This is a genomic window from Cupriavidus sp. WS (assembly GCF_000395345.1).
Taxonomy (GTDB): Bacteria; Pseudomonadota; Gammaproteobacteria; order Burkholderiales; family Burkholderiaceae; genus Cupriavidus; species Cupriavidus basilensis_B.
This window is the reverse complement of sequence record NZ_AQPL01000071.1, coordinates 17,452-40,294: the sequence shown is the minus strand read 5'-3', so window position 1 is coordinate 40,294 and position 22,843 is coordinate 17,452. Positions and strand designations below refer to the sequence as shown.

Annotated in this window: 16 protein-coding genes and 1 pseudogene; 10 read left to right on the top strand and 7 right to left on the bottom strand. The window is 70.7% G+C overall.

Annotated elements, in window-relative coordinates:
- Positions 1-37 precede the first annotated feature (37 nt).
- Together K206_RS0106970 and K206_RS0106965 are read right to left on the bottom strand one after the other, a co-directional pair.
- Entirely contained in the window at positions 38-1,225 is a 1,188-nt protein-coding gene (locus tag K206_RS0106970) for an acetylornithine transaminase (protein WP_029043321.1), read from the bottom strand.
- Positions 1,226-1,542: 317 nt separating this feature from the next.
- Entirely contained in the window at positions 1,543-2,598 is a 1,056-nt protein-coding gene (locus K206_RS0106965) for a CDP-6-deoxy-delta-3,4-glucoseen reductase (protein ID WP_029043320.1), read from the bottom strand.
- A gap of 9 nt (positions 2,599-2,607) precedes the next feature.
- On the opposite strand from K206_RS0106965, the gene K206_RS0106960 reads away from it, so the two are divergent.
- The 7 genes and pseudogenes from K206_RS0106960 to hutG all read left to right on the top strand — a co-directional run bounded on the left by K206_RS0106960 (position 2,608) and on the right by hutG (position 10,290).
- Positions 2,608-3,588 (top strand): NAD-dependent epimerase/dehydratase family protein, encoded by a 981-nt coding sequence (locus K206_RS0106960; RefSeq protein WP_020201694.1) that lies wholly within the window; start codon positions 2,608-2,610, stop codon positions 3,586-3,588.
- Positions 3,589-3,977: 389 nt separating this feature from the next.
- Positions 3,978-4,163: pseudogene (locus K206_RS0106955) on the top strand (UTRA domain-containing protein); the annotation flags it as partial.
- A 78-nt stretch (positions 4,164-4,241) separates the two neighbouring features.
- A complete protein-coding gene (gene hutH / locus K206_RS0106950) occupies positions 4,242-5,819 on the top strand; it encodes a histidine ammonia-lyase (RefSeq protein WP_020201692.1) in 1,578 nt (525 codons plus the stop codon).
- A gap of 229 nt (positions 5,820-6,048) precedes the next feature.
- Positions 6,049-6,633: a HutD family protein gene (locus tag K206_RS0106945; RefSeq protein WP_020201691.1), complete on the top strand. Its 585-nt coding sequence runs from the start codon at positions 6,049-6,051 to the stop codon at positions 6,631-6,633.
- Positions 6,630-7,880, top strand: coding sequence for an imidazolonepropionase (hutI, locus tag K206_RS0106940; RefSeq protein WP_020201690.1), 1,251 nt, complete (start codon positions 6,630-6,632; stop codon positions 7,878-7,880). Before K206_RS0106945 ends, hutI begins: the two co-directional genes overlap by 4 nt.
- Positions 7,877-9,277 (top strand): formimidoylglutamate deiminase, encoded by a 1,401-nt coding sequence (locus K206_RS0106935; RefSeq protein WP_020201689.1) that lies wholly within the window; start codon positions 7,877-7,879, stop codon positions 9,275-9,277. Before hutI ends, K206_RS0106935 begins: the two co-directional genes overlap by 4 nt.
- Positions 9,278-9,477: 200 nt before the next feature.
- Positions 9,478-10,290, top strand: coding sequence for an N-formylglutamate deformylase (hutG, locus tag K206_RS0106930; RefSeq protein WP_020201688.1), 813 nt, complete (start codon positions 9,478-9,480; stop codon positions 10,288-10,290).
- A 102-nt stretch (positions 10,291-10,392) separates the two neighbouring features.
- Here the strand turns inward: hutG and K206_RS0106925 are convergent, their stop codons facing one another.
- Positions 10,393-11,205: a TetR/AcrR family transcriptional regulator gene (locus tag K206_RS0106925; protein WP_081651340.1), complete on the bottom strand. Its 813-nt coding sequence runs from the start codon at positions 11,203-11,205 to the stop codon at positions 10,393-10,395.
- A 258-nt stretch (positions 11,206-11,463) separates the two neighbouring features.
- On the opposite strand from K206_RS0106925, the gene K206_RS37690 reads away from it, so the two are divergent.
- The 3 genes from K206_RS37690 to K206_RS0106910 all read left to right on the top strand — a co-directional run bounded on the left by K206_RS37690 (position 11,464) and on the right by K206_RS0106910 (position 16,651).
- On the top strand, positions 11,464-12,756 hold the full coding sequence (locus K206_RS37690) for an MFS transporter (RefSeq protein ID WP_020201686.1): 1,293 nt from the start codon (positions 11,464-11,466) through the stop codon (positions 12,754-12,756).
- Between the two features lie 86 nt (positions 12,757-12,842).
- A complete protein-coding gene (locus K206_RS0106915; RefSeq protein ID WP_020201685.1) occupies positions 12,843-15,053 on the top strand; it encodes a hypothetical protein in 2,211 nt (736 codons plus the stop codon).
- A gap of 413 nt (positions 15,054-15,466) precedes the next feature.
- Positions 15,467-16,651: a porin gene (locus K206_RS0106910; protein WP_081651339.1), complete on the top strand. Its 1,185-nt coding sequence runs from the start codon at positions 15,467-15,469 to the stop codon at positions 16,649-16,651.
- Between the two features lie 37 nt (positions 16,652-16,688).
- Here the strand turns inward: K206_RS0106910 and cls are convergent, their stop codons facing one another.
- From cls to K206_RS0106890, 4 genes are all read right to left on the bottom strand, one after another.
- Positions 16,689-18,251 carry a cardiolipin synthase gene (gene cls / locus K206_RS0106905; protein WP_081651338.1) on the bottom strand — a complete coding sequence of 521 codons (1,563 nt, stop codon included), beginning with the start codon at positions 18,249-18,251 and terminating at the stop codon, positions 16,689-16,691.
- Positions 18,252-18,381: 130 nt separating this feature from the next.
- Positions 18,382-19,569: a fumarylacetoacetate hydrolase family protein gene (locus tag K206_RS0106900; protein ID WP_020201682.1), complete on the bottom strand. Its 1,188-nt coding sequence runs from the start codon at positions 19,567-19,569 to the stop codon at positions 18,382-18,384.
- 49 nt (positions 19,570-19,618) lie between these two features.
- Positions 19,619-21,403, bottom strand: coding sequence for an IlvD/Edd family dehydratase (locus K206_RS0106895; RefSeq protein ID WP_020201681.1), 1,785 nt, complete (start codon positions 21,401-21,403; stop codon positions 19,619-19,621).
- 214 nt (positions 21,404-21,617) lie between these two features.
- Positions 21,618-22,619 (bottom strand): substrate-binding domain-containing protein, encoded by a 1,002-nt coding sequence (locus tag K206_RS0106890; RefSeq protein WP_020201680.1) that lies wholly within the window; start codon positions 22,617-22,619, stop codon positions 21,618-21,620.
- Between the last annotated feature and the right edge of the window lie 224 nt (positions 22,620-22,843).

Here is a 22,843-nt window from a genome sequence, read left to right as displayed (position 1 = left end):
CTTTTCGTGCCGGCTCGCAGCCGGCGGGCGCCGGGAATCAGGCCAGCTTCTTGAGCAGCGTGCGCAGCATGCCGATCATCTGGTCGATCTCTTCCCGCGTGACGTTCAGCGCCGGCATGAAGCGCAGCAGGCTCGGGCGCGGCGCGTTGAGCAGCAGGCCTTCGGGCTGCATCTCGCGCGCTTCCTCGACCAGCTGCGGGCCGATGTCCTTGTTGAGCACCAGCGCGCGCAGCAGACCTTCGCCGCGCTCGCCGCCGAGGCCGAACTCGGCCGACAGCGCCAGCAGTTGCTCGCTCAGGTAGGCGGCCTTTTCCTGCACGCCCTGCAGGAAGCCCGGCTTGGTCAGCTCGCCGATCACGGCGCTGCCCACCGCGGTCATCAGCGGGTTGCCGTTGTAGGTGCCGCCCTGGTCGCCGGCCTCGAAGCTGGCCACCTCGGCCTTGCACAGCAGCGCGGCCAGCGGCACGCCGCCGCCGATGCCCTTGCCCAGCGTCATGATGTCCGGCTCCACGCCCGACAGCTCATACGCGAACAGCGTGCCGCAGCGCCCGCAGCCGGTCTGCACTTCGTCGACGATGAACAGCAGCTTGTGCTGGTCGGCCAGCTTGCGCAGGCCCTGCATGAATTCGCGCGTGGCGGGGATCACGCCGCCTTCGCCCTGCACCGGCTCGAGCATGATGGCCACGGTCTTGTCGGTGATGAGCTTTTCCACCGAGGCCAGGTCGTTCAGGTCGGCCTTGGGGAAGCCCGGCACCTGCGGCGCGAACAGCGTGTCCCAGCCGGCCTTGCCCGACGCGCTCATGGTGGCGAGCGTGCGGCCGTGGAAGCTGTGGTCCATCGTGATGATCTCGTAGGCGCCGCCCTTGTGCTTGCGGCCCCATTTGCGCGCCAGCTTGATCGCGCCTTCGTTGGCCTCGGCGCCGCTGTTGGCGAAGAAGACCTTGTCGAAGCAGCTATGGTCGGTGAGCTGCCTGGCCAGCCTCAGCATGGGTTCGTTGTAGAACGCCGGGCTCGGGTTGAGCAGCTTGCCGGCCTGCGCCGTCAGCGCGTCGATCATGACCTGGCTGGAGTGGCCCAGGCAGTTGACCGCCCAGCCCTGCACGAAGTCCAGGTAGCGCTTGCCGTTATGGTCCGTGAGCCACGAGCCCTTGCCTTCGGTGAAGACCAGTTCGGGCCGGTTGGTGATGTACATCAGGGATTGGACGGGATACTCAGCAAATGCCATGGCGGACTCCAGGGGTCGGCGTGAAACGGGGGAGAGGAGAGCGGTTGGTCGCGCGCAAGGGGGGCGCGCAAAAAAAGGGACTGCAAAAAAGGGACTGCAAAAACAAAAAGCCACGGGGGTTGCCCGTGGCTCGTCGACCTGAACAAAAGCGATGGACGGTCAGCCGCGCGGCACCCCGGTGGGGAGCATCGTACGGTAGCTGCGTCGGACCATTGCGTAGTTCATGGCGGCAAATATAAGGCGCACGCGCCCGGCTGTCAAAACGAATTTTGGACGGGCCGGGCATTGTTGCGGCAACAGGACGGTCCGCGCGGCGCTCAGGCCGCCGGGGCCGCGTGCATGTCGGCCTCGGAGGTGAACGAGTCGGCGAAGAAGGCGTCTTCGTGCAGGTCGCAGCGCAGCGTGAAGTCCTTGCGCGCGGCGTTGACCATCACCGGCGCGCCGCAAGCGTAGACCTCGAAGCCGGCCAGGTCGGGATGGTCTTCCATCACCGCCTCGTGGACGAAGCCGGTGCGGCCGTCCCAGTCGTCGGCGGGCTGCGCGTTGGAGATCACCGGCACGTAGCGGAAGTTGGGCAGCTCGCGCGCCCACTGCTCGCACAGCGCGTGCATGTACAGGTCGGCCGGGCGGCGGCCGCCCCAGTACAGCGTCATCGGGCGCGTGATGCCGGTGTAGGCGGCATGCTCGACGATGGCCTTGATCGGCGCGAAGCCGGTGCCGGAGGCCAGCAGGATGATCGGCTTGTCGGAGTCCTCGCGCAGGAAGAAGCTGCCGAGCGGGCCTTCGAAGCGCAGGATGTCGCGCTCCTTCATGGCGGGCTGGCCTTCCCTGGCGCCGAACACGTAGTCGGTGAAGGTGCCGCCGGGCATATGGCGGAAGTGCAGCTCGATCGGGCCTTCCTGGTGCGGCGGCGTGGCGATCGAGTAGCTGCGGCGCTTGCCGTCGCGCAGCAGGAATTCCACGTACTGGCCGGCCAGGTACTGCAGGCGCTCGGTGGCCGGCAGCTGCAGGCGGGCCACGATGACGTCGTCGGCCACGCGCTCCAGGCTGGCCACGCGGCACGGCACCTTCTTGATCGGGATGTCGCCGGCGCCCTGCACCTCGCGGCATTCGATGGTGATGTCCGAGGCGGCCCGGGCGCAGCAGAACAGCGCGCGGCCCTCGGTTTCCTCCTGCGCGGACAGCGCGGAGGCGGCGTGGTCGCCCTGTACGATGCTGCCGGCGGTGACGCGGCCCTTGCAGGAACCGCACGCGCCGTTCTTGCAGCCGTAGGGCAGGCCGATGCTGTGGCGCAGCGCCGCGGCGAGGATGGTCTCGTCGTCGGCGGCTTCGAACTGGCGCCCGCTGGGCATGACGGTAACTTGGTAAGCCATAATCACTCTATGAGCAAAAAACTGTCGCGACGCCGCCTGGGCCGGCCGCGCCTGCTGATCGTAGGCTGCGGGGACGTGGGCACGCGCTGCCTTCGTATTCTGTCGACGCGCTGGCGCGTCTTTGCCACCACTTCGCAGCCATCGCGCCGCAGTGAGCTGCGCGACGGCGGCGCCGTGCCGCTGCTGGCCGACCTGGACCGCCCGGCCACGCTCGCGCGCCTGGCCGGACTGGCCAGCCGCGTGCTGCACCTGGCGCCGCCGCCGGCCGCCGGCGAGGGCGACCCGCGCACGCTGGCGCTGCTGCGCGCGCTGCGGCGAGGCGCCTGGCGGCGCTCGCCAGCCCGTGCCGCCGGCTGGTCTGCCAAGCCCGCCATTCTACCCGAGCAGGACGACAAACGGCCCGGGCGCCGGCCCGCGCGCCCGGCCCTGGTCTACGCCAGCACCTCGGGCGTGTACGGCGACCGCGCCGGCGCGCGCCTGCGGGAGTCGCACCCGGTGCGCCCGCAGACCGCGCGCGCGCGCCGCCGCGTGGCCGCCGAGCGCGCCGTGCGCGGCTTCGGGCGCGACAGCGGCTGGCGCGCCTCGATCGTGCGCATCCCCGGCATCTACGCCGAGAACCGCCTGCCGCTGGCCCGCCTGGCCAAGGGCACGCCGGCGCTGGCGCCGCAGGACGACGTCTACACCAACCACATCCATGCGCTGGACCTGGCGCGCACGATGGTGGCCGCGCTGTTCCGCGGGCGCGCCCAGCGCGTGGTGCACGCCAGCGACGACACCGAGATGCGCATGGCCGACTATTTCGACCTCGTGGCCGACCGCCGCGGCCTGCCGCGCCCGCCGCGCCTGAGCCGCGCGCAACTGCGCGAGGCGGTCGCGCCCAACCTGCTCAGCTTCATGAGCGAATCGCGCCGGCTGGAAAACACCCGTCTCAAGCGGGAGCTGCGCCTGCGCCTGCGCTATCCCACGGTGGCGTCCTTCTTCGACGCCTGACCCTGACCTTGTCCCTGACAGCCTGAACCGGCCTGAACCGGCCTGAACCGGCCTGAACTGGCCTGAACCGGCCTGAACTGGCCTGAACCGGCCGTCCCGCCGCGCGCCATGTGCCGGCGGCGCCGGTTTTTCCCGCCGCCCCGGGTTAACCGCGCGTTGACTTGTATATACAGGATTGCTAAATTGCCGGGAAACAACCGGCGACCGGCGACCGGCGCCGCCATCGTTCGCCTCGCACCAAGGGAGCCAGGGAAGATGGGATTTCGCATGCGGGGACGTGGATTGCCTGCCTCCGCGCCACGGCACCGGCGGGACCGCGCCCGCGTTTTCCGGGCGCAAGGCCGTGCCGGCGGCGGCGATCCGCGCCGGGCACCGACGCCATGAAACCCGCCATCGCCGCCACGCCCGAGCAGGCCGCGCAACTGGAAATGCCCGGCAGCCAGCCCTGCCTGCTGCTGACGCGCCGCACCTGGACCGGCGGCACGCCCGTCACCTTCGTGCGCTGCCTGCATCCGGGCAGCCGCTACCGCCTCGGCAGCCGCTTCCGCGCCGACGGCAGCCCGGCCTTCGGCTGATCCGCCGGACGCCGGCTTTTTCGCAGGTCCAACCGGACGACGCTTGCCGAACATGGCTGTATAGATAGGGAAAGACAAATGACCGATACCAGCACCCAGCCCGCCACCGCCCGCCCGCTGCTGATCCTGCGGCCCGGCGCCGTGGCGCTGGCCGACCTGCGCCGCATCCACCGCGGCGAAGTGCGCCTGGCGATGGACGATGCCGCGTGGGCAGGCGTGCGCGCCGCGCAGGCCACCGTGCAGGACATCATCGACGCCGACGCCGTGGTCTACGGCATCAACACCGGCTTCGGCAAGCTGGCGCAGACGCGCATCGCGCACGACAAGCTGGCCGAGCTGCAGCGCAACCTGGTGCTGTCGCACAGCGTCGGCACCGGCGCCGACCTCGCGCCCGACACGGTGCGCCTGATCCTCGCGATCAAGGCCGTGAGCCTGGCGCGCGGCCATTCCGGCATCCGTCCCGAGATCATCGCGGCGCTGCTGGCGCTGGCCAACCACGGCGTCACGCCGTGCATTCCGGCCAAGGGCTCGGTCGGCGCCTCGGGCGACCTCGCGCCGCTCGCGCATCTGTCGTGCACGCTGATCGGCGTGGGCGAGGTGATGATCGGCGGCCGGCGCCGCCCCGCCGCCGAAGGGCTGGCCCATGCCGGGCTGGCACCGTTCACGCTGGGTCCCAAGGAAGGGCTGGCGCTGCTCAACGGCACGCAGGTCTCCACCGCGCTGGCGCTGGCCGGGCTGTTCGCCGCCGAGGACCTGCTCGCCGCCGGCCTGGTGGCGGGCGCGCTCTCGCTCGAGGCCATCAAGGGCTCGGTCAAGCCGTTCGACGCGCGTATCCACGCCGCGCGCGGCCAGCCCGGCCAGATCGCCGTGGCCGGCGCGGCGCACGCGCTGCTCGACGGCAGCCGCATCGTCGATTCGCACCGGCAGTGCGGCCGCGTGCAGGACCCGTACTCGATCCGCTGCCAGCCGCAGGTGATGGGCGCGTGCCTGGACAACCTGCGGCACGCCGCGCGCGTGCTCGGCATCGAGGCCAACGCCGCCTCCGACAACCCGCTGGTGTTCCCCGAGCAGGGCGACGTGATCTCCGGCGGCAACTTCCACGCCGAGCCGGTGGCCTTCGCCGCCGACATCATCGCGCTGGCGATCGCCGAGATCGGCGCCATCTCCGAGCGCCGCCTCGCGCTGCTGCTCGATACCGGGCTGTCCGGCCTGCCGCCGTTCCTGGTGCGCGACGGCGGCCTGAACTCCGGCTTCATGATCGCGCAAGTCACCGCCGCCGCGCTGGCCTCCGAGAACAAGTCGCTGGCGCATCCGGCCAGCGTCGACAGCCTGCCCACCTCGGCCAACCAGGAGGACCACGTGTCGATGGCCACCTACGGCGCGCGCCGCCTCGGCGAGATGGCCGAGAACACCGCGGTGGTGGTCGGCATCGAAGCGATGGCCGCCGCGCAGGGCATCGAGTTCCACCGCCCGCTGCAGTCGTCGCCGCTGCTCGAAGGCGAGATCGCGCGCATCCGCGCGCGCGTGGCTTTCGTGGAGAGCGACCGCTATCTCGCGCCCGACATCGAGGCGATGAAGCAGTGGGTCAGGCAGGGCGACGCGGGCGCGGGCTGGCCGGAGGCGGTGCGGGCGGTGCTGCCTTCGCATGCCTCGTAGAACCACTGGCTCCGGCGTATCCGGCGGCCCTGTTCGTGCTCCCCTCTCCCGCGAGCGGGAGGGGCCGGGGGGAGAGGGCCGACGCCCCCGCAAGCGACACGCGCCAAGTCACCGCGGCCCGGCCCGAAACCCGAACCCCAAAGACCCGACCAGCAGGAGAACCAGAGATGAACGCCAACGAACACCAACTCACCAAGGCGGCCCGCGCGACGCCGAAGGCGCGGCACGCATGAACGGCGCGCAACGCTTCTCGCTCGCCGCGCTGGCGCCGCGGCCGTGGAAGAACGGCGGCGGCGTCACGCGCGAGATCGCGGCCTTTCCGCCCGGCGCCGGCATGGATGCCTTCCAGTGGCGCGTGAGCGTGGCGGACATCGGCGCCGACGGTCCGTTCTCGGCCTTCCCCGGCATCGACCGCCAGATCGCGCTGCTCGGCGGCGCGGGCGTGCGCCTGCTGGCCGACGACGGCAGCTTCGACCACCGGCTCGACAAGATCGGCGCGCCGTTCGCGTTCGCCGGCGAGCGCGGCGTGCAGGCCACGCTGATCGACGGCGCCACGCGCGATTTCAACGTGATGACGCGCCGCGGCCGGTGCCGCGCGAGCGTACTGGCGCAGCGCGGCGGTTTCACGCTCGCCGCCGGCACGGATGCCGTGCTGCTGTTTGCCGTCGAAGGCGCGTGGCACGTCGGCGACCAGACTCTTGCCGCCGGCGACGGCCTGCTGTTCGCCGCCGGCGTGCCCGCCACGCCGGTGCGCGCCGCGGCCGGCTCCGCGCTCTGCCTGACCGTCACCCTCGTCATGGAGAATCCCCGATGAATCAGAATCCGGCGCAGGCCACCTCGGCCGACGGCGTCTGGCACCGCTGCCACCTGCTGCCCGATGCCGATCCCGCCAACGCCATCCGCGACGCGGCGCTGGCCGTGCAGGATGGCCGCATCGCCTGGCTTGGCCCGCTCGCCGGTTTGCCGGCGGACTACGCCGGCCTGCCGCGCCACGACGCCGGCAATGCGTGGATCACGCCCGGGCTGGTCGACTGCCACACGCACCTCGTCTACGGCGGCCAGCGCGCCGACGAATTCGCCATGCGCCTGGCCGGCGCCGGTTATGAAGAGATCGCGCGCGCCGGCGGCGGCATCGTCTCCACCGTGCGCGCCACGCGCGCGGCCGACGAAGACACGCTGTTCGCGCTTGCCGCCGCGCGCCTGGCGCCGCTGCTGGCCGAAGGCGTGACCGCCATCGAGATCAAGTCCGGCTACGGCCTCGACCTCGCCACCGAGCGCAAGCAACTGCGCGTGGCGCGCCGCCTCGGCGCGGCCTTCGGCGTCACGGTGCACACCACCTTCCTCGGCGCGCACGCGCTGCCGCCCGAATACGCCGGCCGCGCCGACGACTACATCGCGCTGGTGTGCGACACCATGCTGCCCGCGCTGGCCGGCGAAGGGCTGGTCGACGCGGTGGACGCGTTCTGCGAATCGGTCGGCTTCAGCCTCGCGCAGACCGCGCGCGTGTTCGAGGCCGCCGCGGGCCACGGCCTGCGCGTCAAGCTCCACGCCGAGCAGCTCAGCAACCTCGGCGGCAGCGTGCTGGCCGCGCGCCACCGCGCGCTGTCCGCCGACCACCTCGAGCACCTCGACGAAGCGGGCGTGGCCGCGCTGGCCGGGTCCGGCACGGTGGCGGTCCTGCTGCCCGGCGCCTATTATTTCCTGCGTGACACCAACCTGCCGCCGCTGGCGCTGCTGCGCCGGCACGGCGTGCCGATGGCGATCGCCACCGACCACAATCCCGGTACCTCGCCGGTCACTTCGCTGCTGCTGATGATGAATATGGCTTGCACCCTGTTCCGGATGACCGTGCCGGAAGTGCTGGCCGGCGTCACCCGCCACGCCGCGCGCGCGCTGGGCGCGGCCGACCGGCACGGCCTGCTGGCGGCCGGGCGCGGCGCCGACTTCGTGCTGTGGCAGGTCGATTCCCCCGCCGAACTGGCCTACTGGTTCGGCCGCAATCCGGCCGCGGCGGTGGTGCGGCAAGGCCGCGTGTACGGGGCGGCGGGAGCGCGCGCATGAACGCCGGAACCCTGTTCGCCACCGCAGCGCTGCTGCCCGATGGCTGGGCGCGCAACGTCCTGTTCCAGTGGGATGGCGCGGGCACGCTCGTGACCGTGCGGCCCGATGCCGGCGCGGTCGATGCCGCCGGCGTGCCGCATGCCGCCGGCCCGCTGCTGCCCGGCATGCCCAACCTGCATTCGCACGCGTTCCAGCGCGGCTTCGCCGGCCTGACCGAATACCGCAGCGACGGCGGCGGCGGCGAGGCCGACTCGTTCTGGAGCTGGCGCAAGCTGATGTACCGCTTCGCGCTGCGGCTGTCGCCCGACACGCTCGAAGCCATCGCCACCCAGCTCTACGTGGAGATGCTGCGCGCCGGCTACACCAGCGTGTGCGAGTTCCACTACGTGCACCACGGCGAAGACGGCAAGCCCTACGCCGAGCCGGCCGAGATGTCGCTGCGCCTGCTGCGCGCCGCGCGCAACGCCGGCATCGGCATCACGCTGCTGCCGGTGCTGTACCAGACCGCCGGCTTCGGCGGCAAGCCCGCGCTGGCCGACCAGCGCCGCTTCCTGCACCAGACCGGCGCCATGCTCGACCTGCTCGCGCGGCTGGCGCCGCACTGCCACGGCCAGGCGCGTCTCGGCCTCGCCCCGCACTCGCTGCGCGCGGTGCCGCCGGAAAGCCTGGCCGAGGCGGTGGCCGGCCTGCACGCGATGGACGCGCTGGCGCCGGTGCACATCCACATCGCCGAGCAGCAGCGCGAGGTGGACGAATGCATCACGCTCACCGGCACGCGCCCGGTGGCGTGGCTGCTCGACCATGCCGAGGTGGACGGGCGCTGGTGCCTCGTGCATGCCACCCACATGGACTGGGACGAGCGCCGCCGCCTCGCGCACAGCGGCGCGGTGGCCGGCATCTGCCCGACCACCGAGGCCAACCTCGGCGACGGCGTGTTCGACGCCACGCCCTATCTCGCGCAGGGCGGCGTGTGGGGCATCGGCTCGGACAGCCACGCCAGCGTCAGCGTGGCGGAGGAGCTGCGGCTGTTCGAATACGGCCAGCGCCTCGGCCTGCAGCGCCGCAACGTGCTGGCCTCCGATACCCATCGCCAGGTGGCAGACCGCCTGTACCTCGACGCCGCGGCCGGCGGCGCGCGCGCTTCCGGCCGCGCCATCGGCGCGCTGGCGGTCGGGCAGCAGGCCGATTTCGCCGTGCTCGACGGTGCCCACCCGGCGCTGGCGGGCCTGTCCGGCAGCCAGGCGCTGGCCGTCCACGTGTTCGCCAACCACGGGCATGAGACACTAGCGGAAGTCCGCACGGCCGGCCGCGTGCGCGTGCAGCACGGCGTTCACCCGCTGCAGCCGCAGGCGGGCGAACGCTTCGCCGCCGCCCGCGCCAGCCTGCTGACCGACTGAATCCCGGCGCCGCCATGCGCCGCGATGCTTGACATGGCAAGCATCGGGCGCGGCGGCGCAAGGATGGCAGCGCCGCGGTGGCCGCGCGCTGCCGTCGCGTTACCACTGCATCACCGCATCACCGCATCACCACCGCATCACCACCGCGCCATCGCCGCAATACCGTGGCTACCGCCGTACCCCGTCGCAAACAGAACGATATGTCCTTCTCTACCGATACCCCCGCCTTCACGCTCCATCGCGGCACGCGCCCGCTGCTGGTGTCGATGCCGCACGTCGGCACCTACCTGCCGGCCTCCGTCTCCGGCCGCCTCACCGCCGAGGCGCGCACCGTGCCCGACACCGACTGGCACCTCGCGCGCCTCTACGATTTCGCGCGCGAGCTTGGCGCCTCCATCCTGGTGGCCACGCACTCGCGCTACGTGGTGGACCTGAACCGCCCGCCCGACAACGCCAACCTCTATCCCGGCCAGGACACCACCGGCCTGTGCCCGGTCGACACCTTCGACAAGACCCCGGTCTACGCCGACGGCAGCCTGCCCGCCGACGACGAGATCGCCGCGCGCCGCGACGCGGTCTGGCGCCCGTACCACGCCGCGCTGGCCGAGGAACTCGCGCGCCTGCGCGCCGCGCACGGCACCATCGCGCTGTGGGACGCGCACTCGATCCGCTCGGTGCTGCCGCGCTTCTTCGAGGGCAAGCTGACCGACTTCAACCTCGGCACCGCCAAGGGCGCCAGTTGCGACGCGGCGCTGGCCGACCAGTTGCTGGACATCGCCAGCGCGGTGCCGGATCACACCGCGATCCTGAACGGGCGCTTCAAGGGCGGCTACATCACGCGCCAGTACGGCGCGCCGGCGCAGGGCGTGCATGCCGTGCAGCTCGAGCTGACACAGTGCGCGTACATGAGCGAGGTCTATCCGTTCGCCTACGACGAGGCGCGGGCCACGCGCATCCAGCCCGCGTTGCGGGCGATGCTGGAGACGGTGCTGGGGTTTGTCGAAGCGCGTTGAGTCTCGCCGCCGCCTACGGTTGCCTGGCCAGGGGACCGTGCTCTGACCGGGGACGGCAGCGGGCGGCCTGCCGGCGGGCTTCGCGCCGCCGGTGGCATCCGCTCAGGCGGTCTTTGTCTTTGCCGGCCTGGCGCGCGCGGCCCGTGCCGGCTTCGCGCCGTCCCGCGGCCATGCGTCGATGCCGTCCAGCAGCAGGCGCAGCCCCTTCTCGAACGTCGTCGGCGTGTCGATGGCGGCGAAATCGTCGAGCATGAAGGCGCAGCCGGGATAGTCCCCGGCGGGGAACTGCCCGACATGGCCGCGCAGGTATTCCCGCTTCGCGCTCGGCTCCTGCTGGAAGACCTGCGCGCTGGCGACCGAGACCAGGAACAGCATCAGCAGGTGATGGGCGCTTGCCGCCTGCGCGCCGCTGAAGCCGCCGCTCTGCAGGATGCGGCCCATGCGGTCGAAGAACACCAGCCCGTAGTCCTTGCCATCCAGTAGCTGGTGCTGGAACAGCCGGTACCGGCTGGAGGTGGCGATCTGCGCGGTGATGCCCTTCCAGCGCGACTGCATCTGCTGCACTTCGCGCAGCAGCGCCTCCGCATCGGCGCGCCATTGCCCGGTGAGCGGCGGCGCGCGGTCGCAGACTTCCTTCAGCGCATAGTTGAGCATCAGGCTCAGGATGTCGTCGCGGCTTCCCAGGAAGTAATGGATCAGCGAAGTCGCGACCCCGAGCTCGTTCGCCAGCCGGGCGATCGTGATCTCGGCGAACGGCTCCTTCTGCGCGAGCTGGACCACGTGCTGGACGATGGCATCGCGCGACAGCCCGCCCGGGCTTGCGCCGGTCGCGTTTCTCGGCCTGCGCCCCGGCCGGCGCACCTGCGCCGCATTGGCCTTCTCCGACAAGATTTTCCCCGCCACTAAGTCATTCATCTTCGTTGTCAGCGCGCGCGGCGCACTGCCGGCGTCCTCTCGCGGCACGCAATTCCGCGCCAGTATAGCGTCTCTGCCTGCGCTCCATCGCCGCGGACGGGCAACTGCGACGGATCGCCGGTGGCGTCCGCGCCCGATCTATTTGACTATACGTCAATTCAAAGATAGAGTAATTGGCGTTACGTCAAAAAAGGGGCGCGGCAGCACGCGGCGCACCCGGACATCAGCCACCCTCGCCATCTCATCCGAAAGGCAACCATGTCGATCCACCTTGACCAGGATGTCGCCGCGCCCCCGCCGGCAGCCGCCTTTGCCGCGCCGCCGGCCGGCGGGCTTTCCGCCCCGCATCGGGCCCTGATCGTGTTCGGCGCGGCGCTGGGCCTTTGCGCCGGCTTCGCGCCGCTCTACTTCGGCACGATCTCGGTCTTCCTCCAGCCCATCGCCTACGAGTTCGGCTGGGGCCGCGCGCAGACCTCGGCGGCGGGCGTGCTCTCGATGCTGGGGCTGGCCGCGGGCTCGATCGTGGTCGGCCAACTGATCGACCGCTTTGGCGAAACCAGGGTCATCGGCGGCTCGGCCTCGGTGATGGCGGTCTTCATGGCGATTCAGTCGCTCTGCGGGAATTCGCCCTGGCTGTTCGCCGCGCTCAGCTTCGGCATCGGCGTGGCGGGCGCCGGCACCACGCCGCCGGGCTATCTCACGGTATTGGCAAGATGCCTGCGCGACAGGCTCGGCGTCGCGCTGGGGCTGGCGGGAATCGGCATGGGCGTCGGCACGATCTCCATGCCGGTCATCGCGCAGACGCTGATCGCGCACTACGGCTGGCGCAGCGCCTACGCCGGGCTCGCGGCCGGGGCGCTGCTGCTCGGCTGGCTGGCCTGCGCCATCATCTCGCGCGGCGCGCGTGGCCTGCGCGGGCATGCGCGGCAGCGCCGCCTGCCCGCGGGCAGCATGCCGGTGCCCGGATACACCGTGCGCGAAGCGCTTGCCGACCGGCGCCTGTGGCTGATCCTCGCCGTCACGCTGCTGGTATCGATGGCCACGCTCGGCATGTCGGTGCATTTCGTGTCGCTGCTCGTCGACGGCGGCATCACGCCGCAGCTGGCGGCGCGGGCCGTGGCGGTGAGCGGGGCGGGGGTGGTGCTGGGGCGGGTCGTCAGCGGTTATCTGATCGACCGGTTCGCGGCCAGGAAGGTGGCGGCGGCCGCGTTCTGCCTGGCCACCGCGGGCGCGGTGCTGATGGCGTCGGAGCTGTCGCGCGCGATCCAGTTCTCCGCCTTCGCCGGCCTGCTGCTCGGCTTCGCGCTCGGGGCGGAAGGCGATTTCCTGCCGTTCTTCGTCAAGAAATATTTCGGCCTCAAGTCCTTCGGGCGGATCTACGGGGTCCTCTTTTTCGTGCATGGCCTGGGCGGCATCGCCGGGCCGGTCCTGTTCGGCCTCTCGTTCGATCACTTCGCCACCTACAAGTACGCGCTGCTGTGCGCGTCCGGCGCCCTGTGCGCCGCGATGCTGCTGGTGCTGCGCCTGGGTTCCTACAGGTTTTCCTCGTAAGGGCGGACCGGCGGTCCGCGCCCGAGCGATGCATCGATCCGCAAGCGGTCATCGGAATATCGACCGAGTTTTCTGAAAGAATGGAAATGAGCACCAACCAAGAACACAGCGCAGCCAGCCTGCAAACGACCCATACCCCGGCCAGCCTTGCCGCGCAGGCGGTGGCAGCGCAGTACGCGCTCTACGACGCGCATCGCGCGCTCAACCAATGCAGTCCGGCCGACGCGCACGCGGTGAAGGCGCGCGCGGCCCTCGATGCCGCGACGCTGATGATCGCCAAGGCGAAATGGTATGCGGGCCGTTTTACCGGCAGCAATATGTATTTCGCGGCGTTCACGCAGAGCGCGCAGGACGCCGCGGAGGCCGCGCGGCATTTCGACGGCGCCGTCGAGGCGTGCCGGCGGGTGGAAGCCCTGCTCGATGGCACGGAACCGGACCCGGCCGCGCTGGCCGGAGAGGGCCTGCCGGCGATCGAGCTGTCGCGGCGCGGCACGGAGATCGAGTTCGCCGGCGACGTGCCCATCGTTCCCGCGATCTGCCCGATCGTGGTGCTGCGCGGATCGTCGCACGAGATGGGGCGGCAATACATCCAGCAGATCATCGACATCTTCGGCAAGTGGCCCGTGGAACGGCTCGCCGCGCGCCGGTTCCGCGCGCACGAGATCGAGATCGTCAAGAACTGGCACGTCCACATGCAGGAGAACACGCCGGAGATCGGCGAGATGGTGCGCGGCTGGATCGATGCCGCGAAAGAGCACGGCATCGAAATCAACTACTGGACGGCCATTCAGCTCTGGACCGGGCACTTCGAGCCGATCTGGAGCGGCATCCGCGGCCACGGCGTGCGCGACCTCACCGCCGACAGCCTGGATGAAGGCGAAGGCCAGGCCGACTCCTCCTACCTGGGCGGCCAGAGCATGAGCTCGGCGCACGCGGACCGTTCCGTCGACCTGTGCAGCGGCGCCTGCGCCTGGGGCGAGGCAACGTCGGACGGCGCGCTGGTCTCGGGCTCGACCACCGACCACGACTGCACGTTCCAGGTGACGATCGCCGCATTCCCCGACGACGGGCACGCGTTCATCTACACGCCGTTTTCCATCAACGGCTTCATCCCGGGCCTGGGGCAGTATTTTTTCGCCGGGCATCCGGGCATGAACAGCAAGGGCGTGGCCTACATCCACCACGGCGGCGGCCTGCACGGCATCGAGGAAACGAGCGACCGCGGCTACGGCCTGCGGCGCGGCGCGTCGGTGTTCCACAACCTGCGCTTCGCCGATACCGCCGCGGACGCGCTCGGCAACGAGATGGGATGGCCGATCGGCGACGTGGGCACCATCCTCGGTTCGGTGGGGGGCTTCTACGCGGACGGGCGCTATGCATACGTGTGCGAGGCGAGGCCGTCGAACGCCGTGGGCAGCGACCCCATCCTGCGCGAACTCTCGTTCGACGAGCAGGGCCGGTCCTACGAGTTCCTGTATGCGAACAACAATTCCATGCACCCGCGTTCCGCCGCCGGGTTCCTGGCCCCGGACCAGGGATATGCCTTCAACCCGGTCGAAGGCTGGGTCCAGAACCGGCCGGCGGACCTCGCCTATCTCGGCGACCGGCAGCTCGCGCCCGCGCTCTCGACCAAGAGCTCGCAAGGACGCAACCGCTACCTGTTCGAGTCGCTCAAGGCGGCGCATGGCCGCATCGACGTCGACGTGATGGCGCGCATCTATTCGACCAGCGCGCCCGAGCGCTACCGCGAGGACGGCCAGCGCATGTCCCACGCGGAGCGCGAGCAGGCCTGGCTTGCCGGCAGCCCGTGGCCCAGCTCGATCTGCCATCGCGTCAATGCGTTCACCGCCGTCATGCGTCCGGACGACGGCGATCAGGGCCTGTACATGGGATGCGTGGGGCCGGCCAACCGGCGCGCGCTCATGCATATTCCCGGCCACGGCTACTACTACCACGACGAAGCCAACGAGTTCTGGGAGATCCGGCTGCGCCGCACCCCCGGGGAGATGCTCGAGGACGCAAAGCTCCGCGCTTCCCAACTGCTCGACGACGCCCGGCGGCGGCTCGACGGCGCGCGCAGGGTCTCGCCCGGCGTGGCCGGCTCGGCCTACCTTGCCGGACTGATCCTGCGCGCGGACAACGCCCTGCAGGAAGGCATGGAGTGCGAGTCGTCGATGAACGATGGCAACGGCGGGGACGCCGCGCGCCGGCTGTCCAGGGCGCTGCGCCGCTACACGACCTGCCAGGTCCGCGCGAAGCAGGCGATCACGGAGCTCGAACTGAGCCTGTCGATGTAATCGACCTGCCGGCGTCGCCCCTGGCGGCGCCGGCATCGCCGCGGCCGGGCCAGTGCCAATGCCGCGGGCAATCCCGCCTGAAAAGAGCGGTCGATGCCGCGCCACGCAAGCCGCGGCGCGGCCCGGCCGATCACGTCTGCCGCAGTACCTTCGCAGCCCGTTCGCGGCTGCGATTCCTTCCGTCCCGGTTCTTCCCGCGCGACCCCGCTTGCGCGCCGGTCATGAGCGCAGCCAGTCCTCATGCCAGCAGTGGACACGCCTTTCTTGCAGCAGTAAATCCCCAGATTGGGGAAATAGATGTGTCATCAATATTGCATCTGGCATCGTGTAATTGACGATTGGTCAATTAGTGGCGCCAGACGGTTCTGGCTGCCGCAACGTCATCACGACTTCATCAGATCGGAGAGGTGCATATGCTTGGAAAGCGCGTCGGTTTGCTTTGTGTTGCCACGGTAGTGTCCTGCGGTTCCGCCAGTTCATGGGCGGAGGCCGACTCGATGGTCGATATTCAGCGCCTGGTCCTGCAGGGGGTGGGCCCGGGCGCGCTGGGCGTCATGCCGGGCAGGAGCATGCTGTCGTTGTACGGCACCGTCGACGTCGGGCTGGACTACACGCACGGGCCCAGCGGCAACATGAAGCGGGTGGAGAGCAACAACGCCTGGACCTCGAAGTTCGGCATCTACGGGCAGGAGAGCCTCGGCCGCGGGCTGACGGCGTTCTTCCGCCTGGAGAGCGGTTTCAACCCGGATTCCGGCACGCAGCAGAGCAAGACCTCCTTCTTCAACCGGGGCTCGTTCGTCGGGCTGTCGAGCACCGACTGGGGCACCGTCTCGCTCGGCAAGCAGCTCAGCGGCGCCTCGTCGCTGGCGATCGGCGCCGACCCGTTCCTGGCCACCGGGCACCAGTCCATCTATTCGTACCTGGCCGCCTTCAGCGACCTGGGCTACGGCTCGAGCCTCGACATCAACCGCATCAACAACTCGATCAGCTACACCACGCCGCTGCTGTGGGAGCACGTCGGCATCAACGCGTTCTACGCGCTGAAGGGAAACCAGGACGTCGGCCCGAGGACGCACAACCAGTCGCTGTCGATCTACTATGCGAGCCAGGAAAATTTCATGTCGGCGTCCTACTCCCAGAACTGGTGCGACCCGAGCCCGGCGGCAACGTCGCAATGCAGCCACGACGCCACCCGGGAGCCGTCGATCCGCACCGACAACGTCCTGCTCAACGTCTCGCACGACTTCGGCTTCCTGACCGGCACGGCGGTGCTGTCGTGGATCAACCCGAGGAACACCGGCGGCGCCAATGCCATGCTCTACTTCGCCGGGGTGCAGAAGAAGATCGGGGCGCACCTGCTGCGCGTCACGGCGGGGTTCCGCGACACCACGCAAAAGGCGAACCATGCCTGGGGCATGACGTTCGGCGACGACTATTTCCTGTCGAAGAGAACCTCGCTCTACGCCCGCTTCGGTTTCATCAGGAACAGCTCGGCCTCGGCCCTGACCTACAACTACGAGCCGGAGAACGGTTTCCCGCTGCCCAAGCCGGGCGGCTCGGTGCACAGCCTCACCGTCGGCATCGCGCACCATTTCTGAGCGGGCGCATGGCGGCCCGGTCCGCGCGCGGCAATCCCTACAGCAGCGAATCGGCCAGCCGGCAGAGGTTCTGCCAGGTGCGCCGGCGCAGCGGCCGCCGCTGCCAGGCGGCGCGGTCGACCTGCGCGCTGTCGCGGAAGTAGCGCGCCTGGATCTCGCGCATGCGCGCCACCACCGCGTGGTCGTAGATGACCAGCGCGGCCTCCGCGTTGAGCGCGAACGAGCGGATGTCCATGTTGGTCGATCCCACCATCGCCACTTCGTCGTCGATGGTCACGTGCTTGGCGTGCAGGAAGGCCGGCTTGTACAGGTGGATGTGCACGCCCGCGTCGAGCAGCACGCCGAAATAGGCTTCCTGCGCGGCCTGCGTGAAGCGCTGGTCGATCCGCCGCGACAGCACCAGGTGCACGGCCACGCCGCGGTAGCAGGCCAGTTGCAGCGCCTGCAGGAAGGCTTCGTCGGGAACGAAGTAGGGCGTGGTGATGACCACCCGCGCGCGTGCGCGGTGGATCATGCTGACCAGCGCCATCTGCGCGTTCTGCGTGCCGTAGCCGGGGCCGCTGGGCAGCATCTGCGCGGTGTGCGCGCCGGCGGCTTGCGGCGGCGGGAAGTTCCCGGCGACGAAGCCGCCACGTTCGGTCTGCGCGGCCTCGCCGGTCTCGCCGGTTTCCAGGTAGCGGTCGGCCAGGAACACCGCCTGCAGCTGCGTCACCACCGGGCCGGTCACGCGCGCCACCAGTTCCTCGTTGGGCAGGCCGGGCGTGGATTCGGCGTCGATCACGTTCTGCGAGCCGATGTAGCCGATGCTGCCGTCCACCACCAGGATCTTGCGGTGGTTGCGCAGGTCGAAGCGCGCGCTCTTGCCCTTGAGCACGGCCGAGAGCGAGCGCATCGGCAGCGCCTGCACCACTTCCACGCCGCCGTGGCGCAGCGTTTGCGCGAACGCGCGCCAGCCGGCGCGGGCACCCAGCGCATCCACCAGCAGGCGGCATTGCACGCCGCGCGCGGCGGCGCGCAGCAGCGCGTCGGTGAACGCGCGCGCGGTGGCGTCGGCCGCGTAGATGTAGACCAGCAGGTGGACCTGGCGCGCGGCGCCGTCGATGTCGGCGATCATGCGCGCGACCACGGCGCCGTAGTCGTCCATCAGTTCCACGGCGTTGCCGCGCATCGGCCAGTACGAGCCGAGCCGCTCGATCAGCCCGGCGGCGTCGGCGGACACGCCGGCGGGCAGCGGCTGCACCGGCGCGAAGCGCTCGAGCGGGCCGCGCACGCGCTCGATGCCCTGGTTGATGCGCGCGAGCTTGAGGCGGCGCGACTTCGGGTAGTAGATGCGGCCGAACAGCGCGTACAGCAGCAGGCCCAGCCACGGCAGGAAGAAGATCAGCAGCAGCCAGGTGCGCGCCGCCGCCGGCGCGCGGCGCTGCGGCACGTAGACCAGCATGACCAGCCGGATCAGCCATTCGGCCAGCGTGAACAGCCACGGCCATCCCGAGGACAGGCCGGCCGCCACCACGTCCGGCAGCGCGGCCAGCCAGGCGGCGGGCACGGTCGGGGAGAGCAGGGCGGGCAGGGAGGAAGGCGGTGGCAAGGATGGTGGCATGCGGCTCGGAGCGCCCGGCGGGCGACGTTCGGCGGAGCGCCAACCATACCAGAGCCGCGCGGCGGCGGGATGCGGACATTTCCGCCGTGCCGCCGCCGCTGGTGTCTCCGCCGCTGCCGGGCCGGCGCCGTCAGGCCGCGCCGAGCAGCCCGCGCTGCGCGAGGTTGCGGCACAGCGCGCGCACGCCGAAGGTCCACGGCGCGATCTCGGTGCACAGCCCCACCGTGTTGACCAGCGCGCCGAGCGCGGGCGCCGAGATGGTCACGACGTCGCCGAGGTGATGGGTGAAGCCGGCGCCCGGCGCGTCGCGGTCCTTGATCGGCGAGAACATGGTGCCGAGGAACAGCATGAAGCCGTCCGGGTACTGGTGGTGCGCGCCGCAGGTCTGGGCGACGAGGTCGGCCGGGTCGCGGCTGATCTCGCTCATGTGGCTCACGCCTTCGAGCACGAAGCCGTCGCCGGCGCCCTCGACGCGCAGCGACACGCTTTCCCGGCGCACCGAGTCGAGCGTGAAGCGCCCATCGAACAGCCGCACGAACGGGCCGATCGCGCATGAGCCGTTGTTGTCCTTGCACTTGCCGAGCAGCAGCGCGGAGCGGCCTTCGATGTCGCGCAGGTTGACGTCGTTGCCGAGCGTGGCGCCCACCACCCTGCCGGCGCTGCTGACCGCCAGCACGATCTCCGGCTCGGGGTTGTTCCACACCGAGGCCGGATGCAGGCCGATGTCGGCGCCGAAGCCGACCGCCGACATCGGCTGCGATTTCGAGAACACCTCGGCGTCGGGGCCGATGCCGACTTCCATGTACTGCGACCACGCGCCGCGCCGCTCGAGCTCCGCCTTGAGCCGCTGCGCGGCCTCGGAGCCGGGCTCGATCTGCGACAGGTCGGTGCCGATCAGCGCGGTGATGGTCTCGCGCACGTCCTTGGCGCGGGCCGGATCGCCGCCGGCCTGCTCCTCGATCACGCGCTCGATCAGGCTCACGGCGAAGGTCACGCCGCACGCCTTGATGGCCTGCACGTCGCACGGCGCGAGCAGGCGCACCGGCGCGCCGGCGTCGCCCGCCAGCGCCGGGGCCAGCAGCGCCTGCACGCTGCCGAGCGCCTCGCCGGGCGCGTGGCGGGCGAGCTCCAGCGCGTCGGCGCGCTCGAACAGGTCGGCGGTGGTCGGCACGGTGGCCGTGATGTCGAAGACGTGGCCGTCGCGCACGGCGACCACGCAGGGGCCTTCATGGTCGCCGGCGCGGCGCCACACGCGCCCGACCAGCAGCGCTTGTTCGAGATCGGCCGGCAGGCAGGCGGAGGGAGAGAGGGTTCGCATGGGTTGGCGGGAGAGTCGGTTGTCGGGGGCGCGTGCGTTCAGTGCGCGTTCAGTGCGAGTGGCGCGGCTCGCCGCGTTCCTCGATCACCTTCAGGTACAGCGTGGCCGGTTCCAGGCAGCCGCCGGTGGACAACTGGCCCACCAGCTTGCGGTACAGCTCCTGCCACGGCGTCTGCGACGGCGGCGCGGTGAAGCTGGCGTGCTCGCGGCGGCGCGCCAGCTCGTCCTCGGGCACCAGCAGGTTGACGCTGCGCGCGTTGAGGTCCACGCGGATGCGGTCGTCGGTGCGCAGCAGCGCCAGGCCGCCGCCCACCGCCGCCTCGGGCGACATGTTGAGGATCGACGGGCTGGCCGAGGTGCCGCTCTGGCGGCCGTCGCCCAGGCACGGCAGCGAGGTGATGCCGCGCTTGACCATCTCGTCGGGCGGCGCCATGTTGACGACCTCCGAGCTGCCCGGGTAGCCCACCGTGCCGCAGCCGCGGATCACCAGGATGCAGCGCTCGTCGATCTCCAGCGCCGGATCGTTGATGCGCGCGTGATAGTCCTCCGGCCCCTCGAACACGATCGCGCGCGCCTCGAAGGTGTTCTCCGCGCCGGGCTCGCTCAGATAGGTCTGCCGGAAGGCGTCGCCCACCACCGACATCTTCATGATGGCGCTGTCGAAGAAATTGCCCGACAGCACGATGAAGCCGGCGCCGTGCTTGAGCGGGTCCCCGGCAGCGCGGATCACGTCGCGGTCGGCGTCCGGCGCGGCATTGGCGATGTCGCCGATCAGGCGGCCCGACACCGTCAGGCATTCGCGGCGCAGCAGCCCGGCCGCGTCGATCTGGCGCAGCACGGCCGGCACGCCGCCGGCGCGGTGGAAGCTCTCGCCGAGGTATTCGCCGGCCGGCATGCAGTTGACCAGCAGCGGCACCTGCTCGCCCACGCGCTGCCAGTCATCCAGGCCCAGCGCGATGCCCATGTGGCGCGCGATCGCGATCAGGTGCGGCGGGCAGTTGCTGGACGCGCCCAGCGCCGACGCCACCACGATGGCGTTCTCGAACGCCGCGCGCGTCATGATGCGCGACGGCCGCACGTCCTCGCGCACCAGGTCGACGATGCGCTTGCCGGTGGCGTAGGCCATCTGCCCGCGCTCGCGGTAGGCCGCGGGGATGCTGGCGCAGCCCGGCAGCGACATGCCGAGCGCCTCGGCCAGGCTGTTCATCGACAGCGCGGTGCCCATCGTGTTGCAGTGGCCGATCGACGGCGACGAGGCCGTGGTCAGTTCCATGAAGCCTTCGTAGTCGATCTCGCCAGCGGCCAGCAGGTTGCGCGCGTGCCAGATCACGGTGCCCGAGCCGACCCGCTTGCCCTGGTGCCAGCCGTCGAGCATCGGCCCGCCCGACAGCACGATGGCCGGCAGGTCGACCGTGGCCGCGGCCATCAGGCACGCGGGCGTGGTCTTGTCGCAGCCGGTGGTCAGCACCACGCCGTCGAGCGGAAAGCCGTGCAGGATCTCCACCAGCCCGAGATAGGCGAGATTGCGGTCCAGCGCGGCGGTGGGGCGGCGGCTCTGCTCGGCCAGCGGATGCACCGGGAATTCCATCGGGATGCCGCCGGCGTCGCGGATGCCGGCCTTGGTGCGCTGCGCCAGCTCGATGTGGTGGCGGTTGCACGGCGCGAGGTCGCTGCCGGTCTGCGCGATGCCGATGATGGGCCGGCCCGATTGCAGCTCTTCGCGGGTCAGGCCGTAGTTCATGAAGCGCTCGACGTACAGCGCGGTCATGTCCGCGTGGGAAGGGTCGTCGAACCAGTTCTGGCTGCGCAGCCGGCGCGGCGTGGATTGGGACATCTTGCTTGTCTCCGTGAGGATCTGTTTGTGGTGCGTACCGGTGCCGGCGCGGCGGCGCGCATCGCTTCGCGCGCGCTGGCCAGGCCGGACAGGCGGTGCTCCGCGTGTTTAAGTTACCGGTAACAATTTCGGATGTTAGCACGCATGCGCGGACCTGCACAGCGGTGCCCGGGCCGCGTGGCGAAGCGGGCGGATGGTGTTGCCGCAGGGGTGTCTAGGCGCTTTCGCGGGCCAGCACGGCGTAGTCGATCTTCACGCTCTTGGGCGGCGCCTTGGCCGCGCCGGCGCCTTCGCGCGCGTCCAGCGCGGCCAGCAGCGCCTCGCCGGTGCGCAGGCCGATGCCATACGCGTCGACCGAGATGGTGGTGATGCCGGGATGGCAGCAGGCGGCCACCTCGAAGTTGCCGAAGCCCGCCACGGCGATGTCGCCGGGCACCGACAGGCCGCGGCGCAGGCATTCCATGACGGCGCCGAACGCGGACATGTCGCTCACGCACATGACGGCGTCGGTGTCGGGCCATTGCGCCAGCAGCGCGGCGATGGCCGGCGCGCCGTGGCTCATGGTGATGGGGGATTCGCCCAGGCGGATGATGCGCGGCTCGCCCAGCCCGAGCGCCTTGATCTCGGCCTGGTAGCCCTTCATGCGGTCCAGCCCGCGCCGGTCCAGCTCGCTGGCGCCGCCGAGAAAGCCGATGCGCCGGTAGCCGCGCCCGGCGAGGTAGCGCACCATCGCGCGCGCGGCCTTCACGTTGGAGAAGCCCACCGCGGTGTCGATCGGCGTGGTCGGCAGGTCCCACATTTCCACCACGGGGATGTTCGAGCGCTGCAGCAGCGCGCGCGTGGTCTCGGTGTGCTGCGAGCCGGTCAGCGCCACGCAGCGCGGCTGGTGGCGCAGCATGGAGCGCACCAGCCGTTCCTCGCGCTCGAGGTGGTAGTCGGTGTCGCCGATCAGCAGTTGCAGCCCGTGCGGCTCCAGCGCGTCGCTCAGGCCGCGCACGGTGTCGGAGAAGTTCGAGCTCGACAGTGAAGGCACCAGCACCGCGACGAACTCGGAGCGCCCCGAGGACAGCGCGCCGGCCGCCGCGTCGGCCACGTAGCCGAGCTCGTCGATGGCCTGCTGCACGCGCTCGCGCGTGGCCGGCGCCACGCTGTGCCCCGCCAGCACGCGGGAGACCGTCATCTTGGACACGCCGGCCAGCCGGGCGACATCCGACATGCGGGGCGGTCCAGACTGGCGCGTCGCGGTGCTGCGGGTGGCGGGGGTAGTGGCCATCGGTCGGCGCTGTGAGGGAGTGGAAGGTGCGCATATGATACCGGGCACATCGGCACGGTCCCCGGCACGCGCTTGCCGGGGACCGCTGCTAAGGGAATACCCTTGCCGCGGCGGGCTTGAAGCCGCGATTGTCTCTGTGCTATTTTTCGTTACCGGTATCAGGACGT

Bases quoted from the DNA above. Each gene is read 5' to 3' on its own strand.
- cls (WP_081651338.1), bottom strand. From the start codon at position 18,251: ATGCCACCATCCTTGCCACCGCCTTCCTCCCTGCCCGCCCTGCTCTCC.
- K206_RS0106895 (WP_020201681.1), bottom strand. From the start codon at position 21,403: ATGTCCCAATCCACGCCGCGCCGGCTGCGCAGCCAGAACTGGTTCGAC.
- K206_RS0106915 (WP_020201685.1), top strand. From the start codon at position 12,843: ATGAGCACCAACCAAGAACACAGCGCAGCCAGCCTGCAAACGACCCAT.
- K206_RS0106910 (WP_081651339.1), top strand. From the start codon at position 15,467: ATGCTTGGAAAGCGCGTCGGTTTGCTTTGTGTTGCCACGGTAGTGTCC.
- K206_RS0106935 (WP_020201689.1), top strand. From the start codon at position 7,877: ATGAACGCCGGAACCCTGTTCGCCACCGCAGCGCTGCTGCCCGATGGC.
- K206_RS0106965 (WP_029043320.1), bottom strand. From the start codon at position 2,598: ATGGCTTACCAAGTTACCGTCATGCCCAGCGGGCGCCAGTTCGAAGCC.
- K206_RS0106890 (WP_020201680.1), bottom strand. From the start codon at position 22,619: ATGTCGGATGTCGCCCGGCTGGCCGGCGTGTCCAAGATGACGGTCTCC.
- K206_RS0106960 (WP_020201694.1), top strand. From the start codon at position 2,608: ATGAGCAAAAAACTGTCGCGACGCCGCCTGGGCCGGCCGCGCCTGCTG.
- hutH (WP_020201692.1), top strand. From the start codon at position 4,242: ATGACCGATACCAGCACCCAGCCCGCCACCGCCCGCCCGCTGCTGATC.
- K206_RS37690 (WP_020201686.1), top strand. From the start codon at position 11,464: ATGTCGATCCACCTTGACCAGGATGTCGCCGCGCCCCCGCCGGCAGCC.
- K206_RS0106900 (WP_020201682.1), bottom strand. From the start codon at position 19,569: ATGCGAACCCTCTCTCCCTCCGCCTGCCTGCCGGCCGATCTCGAACAA.
- K206_RS0106945 (WP_020201691.1), top strand. From the start codon at position 6,049: ATGAACGGCGCGCAACGCTTCTCGCTCGCCGCGCTGGCGCCGCGGCCG.
- K206_RS0106970 (WP_029043321.1), bottom strand. From the start codon at position 1,225: ATGGCATTTGCTGAGTATCCCGTCCAATCCCTGATGTACATCACCAAC.
- hutI (WP_020201690.1), top strand. From the start codon at position 6,630: ATGAATCAGAATCCGGCGCAGGCCACCTCGGCCGACGGCGTCTGGCAC.
- K206_RS0106925 (WP_081651340.1), bottom strand. From the start codon at position 11,205: ATGAATGACTTAGTGGCGGGGAAAATCTTGTCGGAGAAGGCCAATGCG.
- hutG (WP_020201688.1), top strand. From the start codon at position 9,478: ATGTCCTTCTCTACCGATACCCCCGCCTTCACGCTCCATCGCGGCACG.